23 protein-coding genes are annotated in these 19649 nt (G+C 64.8%); 16 read left to right on the forward strand and 7 right to left on the reverse strand.

All coding sequences use genetic code 11. From position 1 onward, the window contains the following. Positions 1-111 precede the first annotated feature (111 nt). The gene (locus D8Z78_RS01065) at positions 112-1602 is read left to right on the forward strand and encodes a replicative DNA helicase (protein ID WP_121629911.1); all 1491 of its coding nucleotides are present in this window, start codon (positions 112-114) and stop codon (positions 1600-1602) included. 167 nt (positions 1603-1769) lie between these two features. On the opposite strand, the gene D8Z78_RS01070 is transcribed toward D8Z78_RS01065, so the two are convergent. Further along, positions 1770-2537 (reverse strand): adenosylcobinamide-GDP ribazoletransferase, encoded by a 768-nt coding sequence (locus tag D8Z78_RS01070; RefSeq protein ID WP_121629910.1) that lies wholly within the window; start codon positions 2535-2537, stop codon positions 1770-1772. Positions 2538-2652: 115 nt separating this feature from the next. Between D8Z78_RS01070 and alr the strand changes: the two genes are divergently transcribed. The 14 genes from alr (at position 2653) to D8Z78_RS01140 (ending at position 14527) form a co-directional block, all read left to right on the forward strand. Continuing rightward, entirely contained in the window at positions 2653-3693 is a 1041-nt protein-coding gene (gene alr / locus D8Z78_RS01075; protein ID WP_121629909.1) for an alanine racemase, read from the forward strand. Further along, entirely contained in the window at positions 3690-4472 is a 783-nt protein-coding gene (locus D8Z78_RS01080; protein ID WP_121629908.1) for an MlaE family ABC transporter permease, read from the forward strand. The genes alr and D8Z78_RS01080 overlap by 4 nt, the downstream gene beginning before the upstream one ends. 100 nt (positions 4473-4572) lie before the next feature. Then, entirely contained in the window at positions 4573-5319 is a 747-nt protein-coding gene (locus tag D8Z78_RS01085) for an ABC transporter ATP-binding protein (RefSeq protein ID WP_121629907.1), read from the forward strand. Then, positions 5316-5699, forward strand: coding sequence for a hypothetical protein (locus D8Z78_RS01090; protein ID WP_121629906.1), 384 nt, complete (start codon positions 5316-5318; stop codon positions 5697-5699). Before D8Z78_RS01085 ends, D8Z78_RS01090 begins: the two co-directional genes overlap by 4 nt. Before the next feature lie 38 nt (positions 5700-5737). Next, a complete protein-coding gene (locus D8Z78_RS01095) occupies positions 5738-6175 on the forward strand; it encodes a paraquat-inducible protein A (RefSeq protein ID WP_121629905.1) in 438 nt (145 codons plus the stop codon). A 69-nt stretch (positions 6176-6244) separates the two neighbouring features. Further along, entirely contained in the window at positions 6245-7612 is a 1368-nt protein-coding gene (radA, locus tag D8Z78_RS01100; protein ID WP_121629904.1) for a DNA repair protein RadA, read from the forward strand. An 18-nt stretch (positions 7613-7630) separates the two neighbouring features. Beyond that, positions 7631-8200, forward strand: coding sequence for a CvpA family protein (locus tag D8Z78_RS01105; protein ID WP_121629903.1), 570 nt, complete (start codon positions 7631-7633; stop codon positions 8198-8200). Between the two features lie 181 nt (positions 8201-8381). Continuing rightward, complete coding sequence (purF, locus tag D8Z78_RS01110) at positions 8382-9857, forward strand: amidophosphoribosyltransferase (protein WP_121630106.1); 1476 nt, start codon at positions 8382-8384, stop codon at positions 9855-9857. A gap of 112 nt (positions 9858-9969) precedes the next feature. Then, on the forward strand, positions 9970-10428 hold the full coding sequence (locus D8Z78_RS01115; RefSeq protein ID WP_121629902.1) for a YHS domain-containing (seleno)protein: 459 nt from the start codon (positions 9970-9972) through the stop codon (positions 10426-10428). A 226-nt stretch (positions 10429-10654) separates the two neighbouring features. Then, positions 10655-10972, forward strand: coding sequence for a hypothetical protein (locus tag D8Z78_RS01120; RefSeq protein WP_121629901.1), 318 nt, complete (start codon positions 10655-10657; stop codon positions 10970-10972). A gap of 41 nt (positions 10973-11013) precedes the next feature. Continuing rightward, the gene (locus D8Z78_RS01125) at positions 11014-11655 is read left to right on the forward strand and encodes an SDR family NAD(P)-dependent oxidoreductase (protein WP_121629900.1); all 642 of its coding nucleotides are present in this window, start codon (positions 11014-11016) and stop codon (positions 11653-11655) included. A gap of 181 nt (positions 11656-11836) precedes the next feature. Next, positions 11837-12622, forward strand: coding sequence for a 5'/3'-nucleotidase SurE (gene surE, locus D8Z78_RS01130; protein WP_121629899.1), 786 nt, complete (start codon positions 11837-11839; stop codon positions 12620-12622). Next, positions 12619-13260, forward strand: a complete 642-nt coding sequence (locus tag D8Z78_RS01135) for a protein-L-isoaspartate(D-aspartate) O-methyltransferase (protein WP_121629898.1) — start codon at positions 12619-12621, stop codon at positions 13258-13260. The genes surE and D8Z78_RS01135 overlap by 4 nt, the downstream gene beginning before the upstream one ends. Before the next feature lie 73 nt (positions 13261-13333). Beyond that, the gene (locus D8Z78_RS01140; RefSeq protein WP_121629897.1) at positions 13334-14527 is read left to right on the forward strand and encodes a peptidoglycan DD-metalloendopeptidase family protein; all 1194 of its coding nucleotides are present in this window, start codon (positions 13334-13336) and stop codon (positions 14525-14527) included. 184 nt (positions 14528-14711) lie between these two features. Here the strand turns inward: D8Z78_RS01140 and D8Z78_RS01145 are convergent, their stop codons facing one another. Genes D8Z78_RS01145 through D8Z78_RS01160 form a run of 4 tightly spaced genes read right to left on the reverse strand, consistent with a single transcriptional unit; the run spans position 14712 to position 17184 of the window. Further along, positions 14712-15509: an ATP-binding protein gene (locus D8Z78_RS01145; protein ID WP_420824297.1), complete on the reverse strand. Its 798-nt coding sequence runs from the start codon at positions 15507-15509 to the stop codon at positions 14712-14714. Between the two features lie 41 nt (positions 15510-15550). Next, positions 15551-16492: a twin-arginine translocase subunit TatC gene (tatC, locus tag D8Z78_RS01150; RefSeq protein WP_121629895.1), complete on the reverse strand. Its 942-nt coding sequence runs from the start codon at positions 16490-16492 to the stop codon at positions 15551-15553. Continuing rightward, a complete protein-coding gene (gene tatB, locus D8Z78_RS01155) occupies positions 16489-16959 on the reverse strand; it encodes a Sec-independent protein translocase protein TatB (protein ID WP_121629894.1) in 471 nt (156 codons plus the stop codon). The genes tatC and tatB overlap by 4 nt, the downstream gene beginning before the upstream one ends. A 6-nt stretch (positions 16960-16965) precedes the next feature. Next, positions 16966-17184 (reverse strand): twin-arginine translocase TatA/TatE family subunit, encoded by a 219-nt coding sequence (locus D8Z78_RS01160; protein WP_121629893.1) that lies wholly within the window; start codon positions 17182-17184, stop codon positions 16966-16968. 189 nt (positions 17185-17373) lie between these two features. Here D8Z78_RS01160 and D8Z78_RS01165 point away from each other — a divergent pair, with 189 nt between their 5' ends. Continuing rightward, positions 17374-18036, forward strand: a complete 663-nt coding sequence (locus D8Z78_RS01165; RefSeq protein WP_121629892.1) for a helix-turn-helix transcriptional regulator — start codon at positions 17374-17376, stop codon at positions 18034-18036. A 71-nt stretch (positions 18037-18107) separates the two neighbouring features. Here the strand turns inward: D8Z78_RS01165 and D8Z78_RS01170 are convergent, their stop codons facing one another. After that, the gene (locus tag D8Z78_RS01170) at positions 18108-18446 is read right to left on the reverse strand and encodes a hypothetical protein (RefSeq protein ID WP_121629891.1); all 339 of its coding nucleotides are present in this window, start codon (positions 18444-18446) and stop codon (positions 18108-18110) included. Between the two features lie 280 nt (positions 18447-18726). Next, positions 18727-19623, reverse strand: a complete 897-nt coding sequence (locus D8Z78_RS01175; RefSeq protein WP_121630105.1) for a fructose bisphosphate aldolase — start codon at positions 19621-19623, stop codon at positions 18727-18729. Positions 19624-19649: the final 26 nt, after the last annotated feature.

Below are 19649 nucleotides of genomic sequence, written 5' to 3' on the forward strand. Positions count from 1 at the left end.
ATGCCAAGATGCTGGGGCACGTGACCAGCTGAGTTATCCACCGAGATATACAATTTGCGCCCGCCCCGCGGGACGCAGTAGTCAGCCCACCTGAGCAGTTGGGGGACAAACATGAACGAGATCACGACCATCAATCCGACAGGCGTCCAAGTCGAGGCCGCCGACACGATGCCCCATTCCATCGAGGCGGAACAACAGCTTCTGGGGGCGATCCTCACCGATAACGAGATCTATGACCGCGTCGCCGCGATCATCAATTCCAAGCATTTCTACGACCCGGTCCACCAGCGAATCTATGAAATCGCCGCCGCACGGATTTCCAAGAACAACCTCGCCTCGCCCGTGACGCTCAAGGCCTTTATGGAGGATGATGATGGGCTGAAGGAACTGGGCGGTCCGGCCTATCTGGTGCGGCTGGCGGGCTCTGCCGTGTCGACCTTTGCGGTGCGCGACTATGCGCAGATGATCTATGATCTGTCGGTGCGCCGCGACCTGATCCGTCTGGGCCGCGACATCGCCGACCGCGCCGCCAAGATGGACGTGCGCGAAGAGCCCAAGGAACAGATCGTCGCCGCCGAACAGGCGCTTTACAAGATGGCCGAACAGGGTCAGGCGGATTCGGGCTTCAAATCCTTCCTCGCCGCCGCAACGCAGGCCGTGAACGTCGCCAACGCGGCCTATCAGCGCGAGGGCGGCCTTGCGGGCATTTCCACCGGCCTGATCGACATGGATGCCAAGCTGGGCGGGTTGCACAAATCCGACCTTCTGATCCTTGCCGGGCGTCCGTCGATGGGCAAGACCTCGCTGGCGACCAACCTCGCCTTCAATATCGCCAAGGCCTACCGCAAGGGCGATTTGCCGGACGGGTCCAAGGGCGCGGTCGAGGGCGGCGTGGTGGGCTTCTTCAGCCTCGAAATGAGCGCCGAGCAGCTGGCGAGCCGTATCCTCGCCGAGGCGTCCGAAATCTCCAGCCACAAGATCCGTCAGGGCGACATGGACGAACGCGAATTCCGCCGTTTCGTCGAGGCCGCCAAGGAGTTGGAGGCCTGCCCGCTCTACATCGACGACACGCCCGCCCTGCCGATTTCGCAGGTCGCCGCGCGGTCGCGACGGCTGAAACGGACGCACGGGCTGGACCTGATCATCGTCGACTACCTGCAACTTCTGCGCGGCACCGCCGACAACCGGGTGCAGGAAATCGCCGAAATCTCGATGGGCCTGAAGGCCATCGCGAAGGAACTGAACATCCCGGTGATCGCCCTGTCACAGCTGTCGCGTCAGGTCGAAAGCCGCGACGACAAGCGCCCGCAGCTGTCCGACCTGCGGGAATCGGGCTCGATCGAGCAAGATGCCGACGTGGTCATGTTCGTGTTCCGCGAGGAATATTACGTGGAACGGGAAAAGCCCTCGGACGACCGGCTGGACGAGATGGCGGCTTGGCAGGAACGCATGAGCCGGTTGCACGGCAAGGCCGAGGTGATCATTGGCAAGCAGCGTCACGGCCCGATCGGCACGGTGGAACTGTCCTTCGAAAGCCAGTTCACGAGGTTCGGAAACCTTGTGAAGCCATGGCAGAACGGTCAGGGCGGCGGCGAGTTTTGACGGGGTTGGGGGCGCTGCCCCCCGCCTTCGGCTCCCCCCGAGGTATTTCGGGACCAAAGAAGCCAACGTGTGTGTGGGTGCGTGCCCGGATGCCACGGGCGCCCGCACGAGGCATAGGGCGCAGCCCGGCGCCGAGATATCAAGCGCGGCGCAGCCGCTCCGCTGGATCACAGCGCCATCGAGAGGCCCAGCAGGACACCCAGTTCGGCCAGTTGCTCGACCCCGCCAAGACAGTCGCGGGTATATCCGCCCATCCGGTTGATCGCGCGCATCCGCCAGACCTGCCCCAAGGCGATGGACCCCAGAAATGCCAGAATCGCCGCCCACAAACCGGCTGCCGCCGTGACCAACGCCAGCAGCGCGATGGTCGTGGCCAAGGCGATACGGTAGCCGTCCTTGGTGGTCTTGGGGACCACTGCGCGCAAGCCCTCTTCCTTTGCGTAATGGGTTGTGGCGACCACGTGCACGGCCGCCATGCGCCCGATTCCATGCGCCGCGATCAGCGCCACCGCAGCCAGCCCTTGGCTCATGTCCATCAGCAAAGCCACCTTTAGCGCCATCACGAGGCCCAGCGTCATCGTGCCCACCCGGCCAAAGGGCTTTGATTGGAAACTGCGCAGAACCGAGGCGCGTCCGCCCTCTTCTGACAGCGCCTCGGCGGACCGTGCCAGTCCCTGTTCATGGAACGCCCCGGTCAGCACCAGCGTCGCCACCACCGAAAGCAGGACCGCGACCGGTGCCGACCAGACCGTCTCGCCCAGCCACAGCACCAGCGCACCGGCGGCGCCGACACAAGCGCCGACCGCCGGGTGATACTTGGTCGAGCGGGTCATCAAATCGTCCGATTGCGGCAAATCGGCGGTCACGGGCACGCGCGTGAGATAACGCAATGCCATCAGGAACATCAGGGATTCGAGCCGCAGGCTCTCTTTCATCGTCACCCTTTCCCGGCGCGTGGACCCTCAGAATACAGGCAGGATATTTCGCAACAATAGCGATATCGTTGATTTCCCCTTGACCCTTGCGGTCAAGAGGACAAGACACGGGCGCATGGCACAGGCAGAATTGACCATCGATCTCGCGGCGCTTTGCGCCAATTGGCGCGCCCTGCGCGATGCCTCCGGCCGGGCCGAGGCAGGCGCCGTGGTGAAGGCCAACGCTTATGGGCTGGGCGCCGACCGTGTGGCGCCCGCGCTGGCAGACGCAGGGGCGCGGCGCTTCTTCGTCGCTGTCGCAGAGGAAGGCGCGGCGCTCAGGCGCATCCTTGGCCCCGGCCCGGAAATCTGCGTGTTCTCCGGGCATATGGACGGCGATGCCGACATGATCCGCGCGGGCAACCTCGTGCCGATGATCAACTCGATCGACCAGATGCTGCGCCATGTCGAGGGCTTGCCGGGCCATCCGTTTGGCCTGCAACTCGACAGCGGGATGAACCGGCTGGGGATGGAGGACAGCGAATGGCGCGCCCTGCGCGACATCGCCCTTGCGCAGAACCCGGTTCTGGTCATGAGCCATTTGGCCTGCGCGGATGAGCCCGATCACCCGATGAACCGCCAGCAATTGCACGCCTTCCGCGCGATGACGGACGGGATCGACGTGCCCCGCTCGCTTTCGGCGACGGGGGGCATCCTGCTGGGCGAAGACTATCACTTCGACGTCACCCGGCCCGGTGTGGGGATGTATGGCGGCCTGCCCTTCGTCGAGGCGCGCCCCGTCGTGCAGTTGACCATTCCGGTGATCCAGACCCGCGAGGTGCAACCGGGCGAGACCGTGGGGTATGGCAACAGCTGGACGGCGGACAGGCCGACCCGGGTGGCCACCATCGCGGGCGGCTATGCGGATGGCATCCTGCGCGCCATGGGTCCGGAGGCCTCCCTGTGGGCGGGCGAGGACAAGTGCAAGGTGCTGGGACGGATTTCCATGGATCTGATCGGCGTCGACGTGACCGGGCTGAAGGACATCCCCGACCGGCTCGAACTCTTGGGCCAACACCAGTCGGTCGACACGCTGGCCGATTGGGCGGGGAGCATCGGATATGAAATCCTGACCTCGCTTGGCCTGCGCTATCATCGCACCTACCTGCCCGCATGATCCTGCTCTCGCCTCTGGGCGCGCTGGGGCGGGCCGTGCTGGCGCTGATGGCGGCTGTGGGGCGGGTTGCGCTGTTTGCGTTCTCCGCCGTGTCGCACATGGTCCGACCGCCTTTTTATGCGCGCGAACTGGGCGTGGCGTTGGTGAATATCGGCTGGCTGTCGCTGCCGGTCGTGGGCTTGACGGCGATCTTCACCGGGGCGGCGCTGGCGCTTCAGATCTATTCGGGCGGGGCGCGGTTCAACGCCGAAGCGGTGGTGCCGCAGATCGTCGCCATCGGCATGGTGCGCGAACTGGGGCCTGTGCTGGTCGGCCTGATGATCGCCGCGCGCGTGACCTCGTCGATCGCCGCCGAGATTGCCACGATGAAGGTGACCGAACAGATCGACGCGCTGGTGACCTTGTCCACGAACCCGATGAAATACCTCGTCGCGCCGCGCGTTCTGGCGGCGCTTCTGGTCGTGCCCGCCTTGGTGGGCGTCGGCGACGTGATCGGGATATTTGGCGGCTATGCGGTGGCGACCGGGTCGCTTGGCTTCAACGCCGCCGCCTACCTGAAGAACACCGTGGATTTCCTCGAACCGCTCGACGTGATTTCCAGCCTCGTCAAGGGCTGCGCCTTTGGCGGCATCGCGGCCACGATGGGCTGCTATTTCGGCATGATGTCGGGCCGCGGCGCGCAGGGCGTGGGCCGCGCCACCAAGGGCAGCGTCGAGGCCGCCGCCGTGCTGATCCTTGCCGCGAACTTCCTGCTGACGGGGGCGTTTTTCTCGCTATGACATATTCGGGCCCTTTCGGATCTGCGCGGGCAATCGTCTTCGAAGACGCTTGGCAAGCGCGTTCGAACGCGCTTGCGCCCGTGGCCCGCGGAGGTGACGCATGATTGAACTTTCCCGCGTGTCGAAGGCGTTTGGCCCCAACCACGTTTTGCGCGGCGTCGACCTGTCCATCCCCAAGGGCACGTCCATGGTCATCATCGGCGGGTCGGGCACGGGCAAGTCGGTGCTGTTGAAATGCATCCTCGGTCTGGTCACGCCCGATTCCGGGGTGATCACGCTGGACGGTCAGGACGTGACCAAGGGCGACCGCGACGCGTTTCTGGCCCGCTTCGGCATGCTGTTTCAGGGCGCGGCGCTGTTCGACAGCTTGCCGGTCTGGCAGAACGTCGCCTTCCGCCTGCTGCGCGGGCGGCTGAAGCGCCCCAAGGCCGAGGCGCGAGAGATCGCCATCGAGAAACTCCGCCGCGTGGGGCTGACGCCCGATGTGGCAGACCGCTTGCCTGCGGAACTCTCGGGCGGGATGCAGAAACGTGTGGGCCTTGCCCGGGCCATTGCCGCCGAGCCCGAGATCATCTTCTTCGACGAGCCGACCACGGGGCTAGACCCGATCATGGCGGGTGTCATCAACGATCTGATCCGCGAGATCGTGACCGAGATGGGGGCGACGGCCATGACCATCACCCATGACATGACCAGCGTGCGCGCCATCGCCGACAACGTGGCGATGCTGCATGGCGGGGTCATCCAATGGACCGGGCCTGTGTCGCAGATGGATGCCTCCGGCGATCCTTATGTCGACCAGTTCATCTTTGGCCGCGCCGAAGGCCCGATCGAGGCGGTGCGATGACAGCCTTTCAGCCCGCCCCCGAACTGATTGTCTTCCTTTTCGTCAAGAAATTCGTCTATCTTGAGCTTCTGGCACTGCTTGCGCTGATGCGCATCATCCTTGGGCGCGGTCTGGCGCGATGGCCCGCGCTGATCGCCCTGTTGCTGAGCCTTGGCGGCATCGCGACGACATTTGCCCCGGCGCTGGGACTAAACGAGGGCCCGGTCTATGCGCGCGCCGCGCAGGCCATGGCCGGGCAAGGCGGGCTGTCGGCGCTGCTGGTGCCATCCGCCGTGTTCCTTTTGTGCAGCCTGACGCCACGGGCGCGCTGGCGCTGGATCGACGTCGTGCATATCTTGCTGTTGCTGGGGCTTCTGGGCCTCTGGTGGTACACCTCTTGAGGGTAGGATGGGTGATCACCCATCCTACGGCAAAGATCATGCGCTGGCTCAACCTTGTCCTGTTCGTCCTCTACCCGGTGTCCTGGTTCGCGCCGCTGTTGAAGGCCGGCCTGCTTCCCCTGTTCGGCCTGTCGGAAATCAGCGTGATCTCAGGCCTCCAGTCGCTGTGGGAGACCGACATCTTCCTTGCGCTGCTGGTCACGCTCTTCGCGCTCTTTGCCCCCATGCTCAAGACGCTGGGCCTTGCCCTCGTCCAGTTCCACATGCTCGACCGCCGCGCCCTGCCCGCGCTCAACCTGTTGGGCAAGCTCGCCATGGCCGATGTCTTTCTCATCGCGCTTTACATCACCCTGTCCAAGGGCATGGGCGTGGGCCGGGTCGAAACCGCATGGGGCCTGTACCTGTTCACCGCCTGCATCCTTGCGTCGATCACGTTCGGGGCACTTGAAAGCCGCCGTAAACCAAACGCGGACTAGGGTGGCAATCCGCCCATTGGCGCGCGGGCCGGTTTGGGCCATAAGAACACAAAACCGAGCAGCGTAACCATGGCCAAAGCCCAAACCACATTTGTCTGTCAGTCCTGCGGCGCGTCCTACAACAAGTGGTCGGGCCGCTGCGACGCGTGCGGCGAGTGGAACACCATCCAGGAAGAAAAGCCGCTCTCGACCGGCCCGGCCAAGAAATCGCTCGGCGCGATGAAGGGCCGCGCGGTGCCCTTGTCGGACCTGTCGTCGAAGGAGCCTCCGCCGCCGCGCGACGCCTCCGGCATGGAGGAATTCGACCGGGTGCTGGGTGGCGGGCTGGTGCCAGCCTCGGCGGTTCTGGTCGGCGGCGATCCGGGCATCGGCAAATCCACGCTGCTGTTGCAGGCGGCGGCGAGCTTTGCCCGCGCGGGGCTGAAGGTCATCTATATCTCGGGCGAGGAAGCCTCGGCGCAGGTGCGGCTGCGCGCGCAGCGTCTGGGTCTGGCCGATGCGCCGGTGAAACTGGCCACCGAAACCAACCTGCGCGACATCCTCACCACGCTGGAGGAACACAAGCCCGATCTTGCCATCGTCGATTCGATCCAGACCATGTGGGCGGACAATGTCGACAGCGCGCCCGGATCGGTCAGCCAAGTGCGCGCCGCCGCGCATGAGCTGACCACCTTTGCCAAATCGCGCGGCAGCGCCGTGATGATGGTCGGCCATGTCACCAAGGACGGTCAGATCGCCGGTCCGCGCGTGGTCGAGCACATGGTCGACACCGTTTTGTATTTCGAGGGCGAGCGCGGCCACCAGTTCCGCATCCTGCGCTCGGTGAAGAACCGCTTTGGCCCGGCGGATGAAATCGGCGTGTTCGAGATGACCGGCGGCGGTCTGGCCGAGGTGCCGAACCCCTCGGCGCTGTTCCTGCAGGATCGCGGCCAGCCCGCGCCCGGATCGGCGGTGTTTGCAGGCATCGAAGGCACCCGCCCCGTTCTGGTCGAGTTTCAGGCGCTGGTCGCACCCTCGCCGCATTCCCAACCCCGGCGCAGCGTCGTCGGCTGGGATGGCGGGCGGCTGGCGATGATCCTCGCCGTGCTCGAATCGCGCTGTGGCATCCCCTTTGCCGGGCTCGACGTCTATCTCAACGTCGCGGGCGGCATGCGGGTCAACGAACCGGCTGCCGATCTGGCCGTCGCCGCTGCGCTGCTTTCCGCGCGCGAAGATGCGGCACTTCCCCCGGAAACCGTTGTTTTCGGCGAGATCAGCCTGTCAGGGGCGCTACGCCCCGTCAGCCAGACCGAAAATCGGTTGAAAGAGGCGCGAAAACTTGGTTTCTCCACGGCGATCCTGCCGTCGGGGGGCAAGGCCGCCGGGACCGGTGGCATGGCGCTGTCGCAGATGGGAGAATTGACCTCCTTTGTCGGCGACGTGTTCGGCGCAGGGTAAACGAAAGGAACGGGCCGCATGGAAGGTTTCACGATCGTAGATGGCGTGGTCGCGGGGGTGATCTTCCTCTCGGCGATTCTGGCCTATTCGCGCGGTCTGGTGCGCGAGGTGCTGGCCATCGGCGGGTGGATCGTGTCGGGCATCATGGCCTATATGTTCGCGCCGCAATTGCAGCCGCTGGTCAAGGAAGCCCCGGTGGTCGGCAAGTTCTTTGCGGAAAGCTGCGAATTCTCGATGGTGGCATCGTTCTTCGTGGTGCTGACGATCGGCCTTGTGGTGATGTCGCTGTTCACGCCGCTGTTTTCCTCGCTGATCCAGCGCTCGGTGCTGGGCGGGATCGATCAGGCGCTTGGCTTCCTGTTCGGCGCGGCGCGCGGCATCCTTTTGGCGGTTGTGGCCTTCTTTGTCTACGAGACGGTGATCACCTCGCAGGATCTTCCCATGGTGGACGATTCCCGCACGGCGGCGATCCTGTCGCGCTTCTCCGATCAGGTGGCCGGTCAGGACCCGGAAGCGGCGCAGGGCTGGGTCTATGCGCAATATAACGGCCTGATGGGCGCCTGCGACGCACCGGGCAGCGACATCTGAACCGCGCGCAATCACCAGAACACACGCCGCCCGCGCCCGTTGCGCGGGCGTTTTGCGTTATCGGACATCAGCACGCACCTGTGACCGACCACCACAGCATTTCCGTGTGATGATTCCGTGACACGGGCCTGCAAGCCCACTATGTAGGGCGCCAACATCCCACAGGAATCGGAGCGTGCCCTTGTCAGAGGCCCACTTTCCCCCCGCCCACCCCTTCGACGATGACAAGCTGAAGGAGGAGTGCGGTATCTTCGGCGTGGTCGGCGTCACCGATGCGGCGAACTTCGTCGCCCTTGGCCTGCACGCCCTGCAGCATCGTGGTCAAGAGGCGGGTGGCATCGTCTCCTACGCGCCCGAACACGGCTTCAACTCGGCCCGCCGGTTTGGATATGTGCGCGACAACTTCACCAAGCAGTCGTTGATGGAAACGCTGCCGGGGCAGCTGTCCATCGGGCATGTGCGCTATTCGACCGCCGGGTCCAAGGGCCAGACGGCCATTCGCGACGTGCAGCCCTTCTTTGGCGAATTCTCGATGGGCGGCGCGGCGATTGCCCATAACGGCAACATCACCAATGCCGATGCCCTGCGCAAGGAACTGATCGAGCGTGGCTCGATCTTCCAGTCCTCGTCCGACAGCGAATGCATCATCCATCTGATGGCGCGATCCTTGCAGCGTGACATCCCCTCGCGGATGGAAGACGCGCTGCGCCGCGTCGAAGGGGCGTTTTCGGTCGTCGCCATGACGCGGACCAAGCTGATCGGCGTGCGCGACCCGCTGGGCGTGCGCCCGCTGGTGCTGGGCAAGGTCGGGGACAGTGGCTGGGCCCTGTCGTCTGAGACCTGCGCGCTGGACATCATCGGCGCCGATTTCGTGCGCGAGATCGAGCCGGGCGAAATGGTCGTCATCACCGCCGAGGGCGGCGTCGAAAGCAGCCATCCCTTCCGCCCGACCAAGTCGCGCTTCTGCATCTTTGAACATGTCTATTTCTCGCGTCCCGATTCGATCATCGGTGGCCGGTCGGTCTATGAGACCCGCCGCCAGATCGGCGTGGAGCTGGCGCGCGAAACGCCGGTGGAGGCCGATCTGGTCTGTCCTGTGCCCGACAGCGGCACGCCCGCCGCGATCGGCTATGCCCACGAATCCGGCATCCCCTACGGCATGGGGATCATCCGCAACCAATATATGGGCCGCACCTTCATCGAGCCGACCGAGCAGATCCGCAACATGGGTGTGCGTCTGAAGCTGAACGTCAACCGCGCGCTGATCCAAGGCAAGCGGGTGGTGCTGGTGGACGACTCGGTGGTGCGCGGCACCACCAGCCGCAAGATCAAGGAGATGATCCTTGATGCGGGCGCCGCCGAGGTCCACTTCCGCATCGCCTCGCCGCCCACATCTTGGCCGTGCTTTTACGGGGTGGACACGCCGCAGCGTGAAAAGCTGCTGGCCGCGACCATGTCCGAGGACGAGATGCGCGATCATCTGGGTGTGGATTCGCTGAAATTCATCTCGCTCGACGGTCTATATCGTGCCGTGGGCGAGGCCGGGGGCCGCGATGCCAAAAGCCCGCAATATTGCGATGCGTGTTTCTCGGGCGAATACCCGGTGAAACCCGCCGACATGATCGAGAAGGGCTTCAAGCTGAAGGCCGCCGAATAAGCGCCTGTTACACCGGTTCACAAAAGGCCTGACGGGGATGACATCCCTGTCAGGCCTCTTTCTTAGGCAACTCCGCGCGGGCAGATTGAAGGCATCGCAAAGGAGACCCGCCATGCCCGATCCAACCCGCCGCCTGATCCTGACCGCCGCCCTTGCCGCGCCCGTGCTGTGGCTCGCCCGCCCCGCACTGGCCCGCGAGCCTGAAATCTACGCGGAAGCGGGCATCGCCATCGATGGCGCCGACGCCGTTGCCTATTTCGACGGCAATGGTCCCGTCGCCGGGTCGCAGGACTACACCGTCGACTGGAACGGCGCGGTTTGGCTGTTTGCCTCCGCCGACACCGCTGCGGCCTTTCAGGCCGATCCGACGGCCTACGCGCCGCAATTCGGCGGGTACTGTGCCTATGCTGCCTCGCGCGGCTATCTTGCCCCCACCATCCCCGAGGCATGGTATCTGCATGACGGCAGGCTGTACCTGAATGCCAGCCTGCGGGCGCGCGAGCTTTGGCTGCGCGACATTCCCGGCAACATTGCCAAGGGAAAGGCCAACTGGCCCGGCATCTTGGGCTGACCCAGCGCGTCCTGCGCTGACGGCGCAACCGCATCGGTGCGGGGCAGACCGGTTTTCCGCGCGATGGTCTGCGCCCTATCGCCGCGCATGCCTTGGCGCCATGCGTCATTCCGCCGATCCCAAAGACGGATCGGCAGCGGCACGCCCATGCGCGAAACGCCCTCTATCATGCATCAAGGACCTGTCTTATCTGCGCTGCGATGCAGAAAAGGCTGGAAATCGTACGATGCTTTACCGTTCCCTGCGCCCTCAGGCGCGCCCGCAAACCCTCGTCCACCGCATCTCGCAGCAGGCGAAGGAGCCACAGACCCAACCAGAGAAAATGGCCACGCGTCAGGTCAAGCTGCCGCCGGACAATGCGCTGCTGCTGATCGGCATCTTTGGCCGGGAAGACGCGCCACATGCGCTGATCCGCATGCCCTCGGGCAAGATCGCGCGCGTCGAAAAAGGCAGCCGCGTCGCCAGCTACCCCGTGCTGGCCATCACCGCCGAGGCGGTGACGCTGAACGTCAGCGGACAGGCCCGCAAGCTGACCCTGCCCTGACCCCGCTTGACCTTGGCGCAAAAGGCGCTCAGAAGCGGCGCATGACACAGATTGCCCTCATCACGGGCGCCTCGCGCGGTCTTGGGGCCGCCATGGCGCTGACCCTTGCCCCGAAATACCATGTCGTCGCCGTCGCACGCACGATCGGCGGGCTCGAAGAGCTCGACGACCAGATCAAGGCGCAGGGCGGCGAGGCGACGCTGGCGCCGATGGACATCTGCAACCGCGACGCCATGGCGCATCTGTGCCGACAGGTCCATGACCGCTGGGGCAGCGCGGCACTGTGGGTGCATACGGCGATCCATGCCGCGCCGCTGACACCGGCCCATCACATGGACCAGAAGGATTGGGACAAGTCCGTTGCCACCAATCTGAACGCGATGGGGCACCTCGTGCCGTTTGTCGGTGCCTTGCTGGGCGAGGCAGGTCAGGCCGTGTTCTTCGACGACCCGCAGGGCGGCGAGAAGTTCTACGGCCATTACGGCACGACGAAGGCCGGGCAGATCGCCCTTGCCCGCAGTTGGCAGGCCGAGACGGCGAAGCACGGTCCAAAAGTCCATATCGTGACGCCCCGCCCCATGGCGACGCATACCCGCGCCCGGTTCCATCCCGGCGAGAACAAGGACGTCCTCGCCAAACCCCTCGACGAAGCCGCGCGGATCGTGTCCGACCTCGCGCTCTGACAGGATCGGGGCGCAAGGCGCTTCGAAGCGCCTTGACACAAGCGCCTTCGAAGGCGCTTGTCCAAGCAAATTGGAATTTGCTTGATCCAAGGCTTTTCGAAAAGCCTTGTACGCCCGGCCCGCTTGCCCCACGCCCCCCCTTGGCCTAATGAAACTCCAACGGGCAAAGACAGGCGGGACCATGCGCATTCTCATCACCAACGACGACGGCATCAACGCTCCGGGGCTTTCCGTCCTGCACGACATCGCGACCGAGCTCGCAGGGGCCGATGGCGAGGTCTGGACCGTCGCGCCGGCCTTCGAGCAATCGGGCGTCGGGCACTGCATTTCCTACACCCATCCGACGATGATCGCCGAGATGGGCGCGCGCCGCTTTGCCGCCGAAGGCAGCCCCGCCGATTGCGTCCTTGCCGGCATCCACGACGTCCTGAAGGACACGCCCCCCGACCTCGTCCTGTCCGGCGTGAACCGGGGCAATAATTCGGCCGAGAACGCGCTGTATTCCGGCACGCTCGGCGGCGCCATGGAAGGCGCGCTGCAAGGGCTGCCCGCCATCGCCCTGTCGCAATATCTCGGGCCAAAGACCCACGGGCTGGACAACCCCTTTGAATGCGCCGCCGCCCACGGCGCACGGATCATCCGCCAGATCCTCGATGCGGATCCAAAGGACCAGACCGGCTACCGCTTGTTCTACAATGTGAATTTCCCGCCCTGCGCCGCCGTGGACGTGGTCGGCACCGTGGCTACGCCGCAAGGCATCCGGCCCGAGCCCTCCTTCAAGGTCGAGCCGCACACCGCGCCCTCCGGGCGGCGTTTCCTCTGGGCCTCGGGCGGCAACCAGCGCATCCCCACCGCGCCGGGGACGGACGCGGCGATGAACCTGCAGGATTACATCACCGTCACCCCGATGCGCGCCGACCTGACCTGCCATGACAGTCTTGCGCGGCTGAAAGACGCGCTGACATGAGCTTTGACGCCGAAGCCAAGATGCAGTTCCTGTTCGCGCTCCGATCAAAGGGCGTGACAGACAGCACCGTGCTGAACGCGATGGAGCGCATCGACCGGGGACTGTTCGTCCAAGGCTACTTCAACGACCGCGCCTATGAGGACACGCCGCTGCCGATCCCTTGCGGCCAGACCATCAGCCAGCCCTCGGTGGTCGGCCTGATGACGCAGGCGTTGCAGGTCGGCCCGCGCGACAAGGTGCTGGAGGTCGGGACCGGCTCGGGCTATCAGGCCGCGATCCTGTCGCTGCTGGCGCGCCGGGTCTATACCGTCGACCGGCACAAACGGTTGGTGGCCGCCGCCCGGCAGGTCTTTGACGCGCTGGAACTGGTCAACATCACCGCCTTCACCACCGATGGATCGCACGGTTTGCCCGATCAGGCGCCCTTTGATCGCATCATTGTCACCGCTGCCGCCGAAGACCCGCCCGGGCCGCTCTTGGCGCAGTTGAAGATTGGCGGTATCATGGTCGTGCCGGTGGGCCAGTCCGACACGGTGCAGCAGTTGATCCGCGTGACCCGGCATGAAAACGGGTTCGATTATGACGAGCTGCGCCCGGTGCGCTTCGTGCCCCTCGTCGAGGGGCTGGGCCGCGACTGACCGATCCGGCAGGACAGTGCCGTGACGCCCTGACACAAGGGGCGCATACGAGGAAATCGAGTAGGACAGCCAGATGACCCTTTCGCCACGATTGATCCCCGCCATGGGTATGGCCCTGACGCTGGCGGCCTGCGGCAGCACCATGGATTTCGACATGCGCGGTCGCATGGGCGGCCAAGTCGACACCTCCGAGGCCGCGATCAAGGCCACGATCGACCGGCCTAGCCCCGACAATCGCGGGGTGATCTCCTACCCGAATTACCAAGTCGCCGTGGCCAAGCGCGGTGACACGCTGGCCGATCTGGCCACCCGCCTCGGGCTCGATCCTGCCGAACTCGGGCGCTACAACGGGATCAAGCCGGAGGACCCGCTGCGGACCGGCGAACTCGTCGCCCTGCCCCGGCGCGTGGCCGAACCTTCGCCCGCCACCGGCGCCGCGCAGACCGGGCCGATCCGGCCGGCATCCCAAGTCGACGTGGCGACGCTCGCTGGCAATGCGCTGGACCGTGCCGCGCCGACACCCGCCGCGCAGGGCAAGACCGGTGCCGGGGTCGAGCCGATCCGCCACAAAGTGGCACGCGGCGAAACCGCCTTTACCATCGCCCGGACCTATTCGATCTCGCCGCGCGCACTGGCGGAATGGAACGGGCTGGACAGCGCCTTTACCCTGCGCGAGGGGCAGTTCCTGCTGATCCCACCCGCCGATCCGACCGCCGTCGCAGCGGCAGCGCCGGTGGCGCAGCCCGGAAACGGATCGCCGACACCGCCGCCGCCATCCGCCGCCCAGCCCTTGCCGGTGGATGAGACGCCAGCCCCCGCCGCCGTCGAAACCGCCGCCTTGCCCAAAGCCGACGCGCCCGCAGCGAAGCCCGCCGCGCCCGTGGCCGATATCGGTCAGGACAAGGCGAAGAACACCGATGCGCCGATGCTGATGCCGGTCTCCGGCTCGATCATCCGCGAATATGCCAAGGGTCGGAACGAGGGGATCGACATCTCGGCCGCGGCTGGCACGCCGGTCAAGGCGGCTGCCTCGGGTCAGGTTGCCTCGATCTCGACCACCGCCGAAGGGGTGAAATTCCTGCTGATCCGGCATCCCGGCGACCTGATCACGGTCTACACCCATGTGGACGATATCAGCGTCGCCAAGGGCGATGCGGTCAGCCGGGGTCAGACGATTGCGCGAGTGCGGTCCTCCACCCCGTCCTTCCTGCATTTCGAAGTCCGCAAGGGGTTCGAATCGACGGACCCGATGCCGTATATCCAGTAGGTTTCGCCGCGCTTTGCGCGTCGACCGGGGCCACGCGCAGGCTGACGCCTGCGCGCGGCCTGTTCATTCGGGAGAGCGCTGGGTTTGTTTTATGGCGGGCACAGGGGCATTGCCCCTCTTCGCCGGCGGCGAATTCACCCCACGGTATTTGAGGCCAGAAGAAAACCGGGACCGAACGCGCAGGTCAGGCGAGCGCGACGCCCTTGCGGCCTGCGAGGTCCGTGAAATACTGCCACGCAACCCGGCCAGAGCGGGCGCCGCGTGTGGCCTGCCATTCGATGGCCTCGGCGCGTAGCGTGTCGGCGTCGATTTCGACGCCATAGGCAGAGCAATATCCACGGATCATCGCAAGGTAGTCGTCTTGCGAACAGGGGTGGAAGCCCAGCCACAGGCCAAAGCGATCCGACAGCGATACCTTTTCCTCCACCGCTTCGGCGGGGTTGATCGCGCTGGAGCGTTCGTTTTCGATCATGTCGCGCGGCATCAGGTGACGGCGGTTCGACGTGGCATAGAAGACCACATTGTCCGGGCGCCCCTCGACGCCGCCATCCAGCACCGCCTTGAGCGACTTGTAGTGCTGATCGTCATGGCTGAAGGACAGGTCGTCGCAGAACAGGACGAAGCGATAGGCCGCGTCGCGCAGGATATTCAGCAGGCGGGCGACGCTTGGCAGGTCCTCGCGCTGGAGTTCGACAAGCTTGAGGTCATGCCCCTCTTCGCGGATCGTGGCATGCACCGCCTTCACGATGGACGACTTGCCCATGCCGCGCGCGCCCCACAAGAGCGCGTTGTTCGCGGGCAAGCCACGAGCGAATTGCCGTGTATTGGCCAGCAACGTGTCGCGGGAGCGGTCGATGCCGACCAGCAATTCCAGTTCGACGCGCGAGACCTTGGCCACCGAGGCGAGACGGTCGGGGCCGACATGCCAGACAAAGGCCTCGGCCGCGTCGAAATCCGGGGCGGCCATCGGCGCCGGAGCCATCCGCTCCAGCGCCTCGGCAATGCGGGTCAGCGTCTGATCACTCACTTGCCCTTGTCCTCGTCGAATTCCTTGAGCAGCGGATCGTTCTCCGTGTCCGGCTCATCCTCGAACCACAGGCCTTGGGCACGCAGCTCTTTTTCACGTTTCGTCTCGGTCATTTTCACGAGGAAGATGGATATCTCGTAAAGCCCGTAGACCACCGTGAACAGGATCAGTTGCGTCACGACATCCGGCGGGGTCACCACGGCGGCCAGCACGAGAATCGCGACCATGGCGTATTTGCGAACCGAGCCCAACCCCTCGGACGACACCATCCCCGCCTTGCCCATCAGCGTCAGCAGCACCGGCAGCTGGAAGCACAGGCCAAAGGCCATGATGAACATCAAAGAGGTGTGCAGGGATTCGTTTACCTTGCCGAAGAAGGTGATCTGCAACCCTTCGGTGGTGGTCGGGATCACGGCGGTCGGGTCGACGTCGACCGAGTTCTGCAACATGTTGGCAAAGAGCGACGGCGCATCGGTGAAGCCAAGGAAGAACGCCATCGCCAGCGGCGTGACGACGAAATGCGCAAAGCTTGCGCCAAGAAGGAACATCACCGGCGAGGCGATGATGAAGGGCAAAAACGCGTTTTTCTCGGATTTATACAGGCCCGGCGCGATGAAGCGCCACATCTGGTGGGCGATCACCGGGAAGGCGAGGCCAAAGCCGAACACCAGAGAAATCCGGAACAGCACGAACAGGTATTCCTGCGGGCTGGTATATTGCAGCGTCGGCGAGGGGTCGCCAAGCGCGCGCAGGCTTTGCTCGATCGGACCCAGCAGGAAGCGCAGCACGTGTTCGGCAAGGAAATCCCCCTGCCACGGGATGAACAGCACGCAGATGCCGATGAACAGCGCGATCACCGAACGGATCAGGCGCGTGCGCAGCTCGGCGAGGTGTTCGATCAGCGGGGCGGAGCTGTCCTCGATCGTGTCGTCATTCATGCCTCGCCATCCTTCTTGTCGGCCGGCGTGTCCTCGACCGGCTCGTTCGCGGCCTTCTCCAGCGCGTCGGCGCGTTGCAGCGCCTCTTGCGCCTCGCGGGCCTTGCGCTCGGCCGCCTTGCGGGCGGCGTTCGCCTCGATCTTGCGCTTGGCGTCCTCGCGTTCCTTCGCCAGCTTGCCCGTCTCGCTGTTCGGGTTGATGTCGGTCATCGAGCGCGCGGCATCCTTGACCCCGTCCATGGCGCTGCCCACCGGGTTCGTCGCGGTCTTGAAGGTCTTCTGGATGTCCTTCACGCCCGCATCATCGGCGGCCTCGTTCATGGCGCGGCTGAATTCGCGGGCCATGCCACGCGCCTTGCCCATGAACTGGCCCGCCTTGCGGAACAGAACCGGCAGGTCCTTTGGACCGACCACGATCAATGCAACGATGCCGATGACGAGAAGCTCGGCAAACCCAAGATCGAACATTGGCGATTACACCTTGTCCTTGTCCTCGGACGGGGTGACGTCCTTGGCCTCTTCGGCCTTCTGGTCTTCGAGTTCCTGACCGCCTTCGCTGACGCCCTTCTTGAAGGCGGTGATGCCCTTGCCGACTTCGCCCATCAGCGACGAGATCTTGCCGCGTCCAAACAGGACCAGAACGACGACGGCGATCAGCAGAAGACCCGGAAGACCGATATTCCCGATACCCATGATATTTCTCCTAAAGCGGGGGGTGCGCGCGGCACCAAGTGTGGGATGTCGAGGCCCGGTTCTATCGGCATTCCCGCCCTTGGAAAAGCGGCAAACTGTCCGCTTTCACCGCGTCGTGTGTCATGAGATTGTCAGTTGTCAGGATTTTGTCAGGAGCAGGCCCGAATGCGGGCCCACCGAGGGGACGCGATGAACCGCAAGGACAGGCTATACGCGCTGATGCAGCGCCTGCGCGACGGGCATTTGCACACCGCAGAGGCGATGGCACAGGATCACGGCGTCTCGGTGCGCACGATCTATCGCGACATGGAACTGCTGGCAGAATCGGGCGTCCCGGTCGAAGGCGCGCGGGGCTATGGCTATTCCATCGCCGCCGCGATTACCTTGCCGCCGCTGAACCTGACCGAGACCGAGCTGGAGGCGCTGCATGTGGCGCTCGCCGCCCTGGGGCAGTCGGACCTGCCCGACCTTGCCGACGCGGCCCGCGCCCTGTCGGCCAAGATCGAGGCCGTTCTGCCCGAGGACGCCGATGCGCCGCGCGCGCCTTTCGGCTTTGCCGCCGGGGCCTTTGCCGAGGCGGCGCGCGGTTTCACCCACATGCCCGCGATCCGCGCCGCGATCCGGGCGCGGCAGAAGCTGCGGGTGACGCTGGCCGATGGCGTGCATGACATCCGCCCCCTCCATATCGATTTCTGGGGACGGGTCTGGAGCTGCGTGGCGTGGGACGAGTCGACCGGCACCTTCCTGTCCTTCCGCATCGACCGGGTGGAGGACATGACCCCCCTGCCCGGCCTGTTCGTCGACGAGCCGGGCAAGACGCTGGGCGATTGGCGCGCGCGCGACAAGCCATGAAAAAGCCCCCTCGGCGGGACATCCGAGGGGGCATGGCGCGGGCGGGAGCGACCCGCAGGCAGGGACAGGGATCAGCCGGAAATGGCGCTCAGCGGCAGGCCGGTCACGCTGCACGACCACGGCTGGGTGACGTCACCGCCGACCACGATCGACTTGGTGGAATACTGCGCGCCGCTGGGATCGGTCTTGAAGCACTCCATCTCGCCGCGCAGGGCGGTGTTCCAATCGGCCCAGCCATACATGCGGCTGCCTTCCATGACCCACTGCTTGACGGCGGTCATCTGGGCGTGGGCCTTGGTCTGGCCAAATCCGATGGCGGTGATCAGTTCCACCTGCTGGGCTTGGGCGGTGCCTGCACCGGCAACGGCGAGGGACAGGGCGGTCAGGGCGATTTTTGCAAACTTGGTCATGGGTCTATCTCCGAAATCAAAGGGTTTGGTGTTTGTAGGATCGTCTGGTCTGTCGTGGTCCGCCCGGCGTCTTCTTCCGAGCTTCAGTATTGAGACGATCCTGCGCGCAAATTCCTTGGCCCGCAGGTCATGTATTTCGGAGTTTTCTTTTAAGGAACTGATTTCTATCGGGAATTTTCCGTAAATTTATCATCGGCAGGGTAAGAACGCCAATCACCGGGTACGGAAAACCCCGCCTCCGTCACCGGAAGCGGGGCTATTGTGGCGGTTCAGGTCCGGCTTAGAGCGAGGCCTGATAGATCTTGTCGATGTTCGACCCAAGCGCCGCGTTGAAATCCGCGTCCGATTGCTGATAGGTCAGACCTTCCGCCAGCGCACGGCTGAAGGAGGCGATCATCTTGGGCTGCTGTGCCAGCTTTTCGCAGGCATCATCGGTGGTGTAGCCACCCGACAGCGCCACGACGCGGATCACGCGCGGATGGTCGGCCAGATCGTCATACAGCCCCGCCTTGGTCGGGATCGTCAGCTTCAGCATCACGTCATCGCCCTCGGCCAGCGCATCGAGATGCGACAGGATCGAGGCCTTGAGCATATCCTCGGCGGCTTCCTTGGTCTCGGAATGAATGTTCACCTCGGGTTCGAGGATCGGCACGAGGCCGCAGGCCAGAACGCGTTTGCCCAGTTCGAATTGCTGCGCGACGACGGCGTCGATGCCCTCGGCATTGGCCTCGTGGATCACGCTGCGTTCCTTGGTGCCGAACACCTTCATATCGGCGGCTTCGGCCAGAAGCTCCTCAAGGCCCGGGATCGGCTTCATCATCTGGACGCCGTTGGCCTGATCCTCCAGCCCCTTGTCGATCTTGAGGAAGGGTACGACGCCCAGATCGTCCCACAGCGCCAGCGAAGTCGGCTTGCCGTTGACCTGACCGCGCATCGTCTTTTCGAACAAGATCGCGCCGATCACCTTTTCGCCGGTGAAATCGGGCGCGGTGATGATGCGCGTGCGCATCTGGTGGATCATGTCGAACATGGCGTCCTCGCCGTCATACATGTCCTCGGTCACACCATAGAGCCCCAGCGCCTTGGGCGTCGAGCCGCCGGACTGGTCCAGCGCCGCGATGAAGCCCTTGCCCGACGCCATCTGCGCCTTTTGCTTGTCGAAATCGGAATTTGCCATGGGGTCCCCCGCCTGCGAAATGAAAT

The organism is Tropicibacter alexandrii, assembly GCF_003667315.2.
GTDB classification, from domain to species: domain Bacteria; phylum Pseudomonadota; class Alphaproteobacteria; order Rhodobacterales; family Rhodobacteraceae; genus Tropicibacter; species Tropicibacter alexandrii.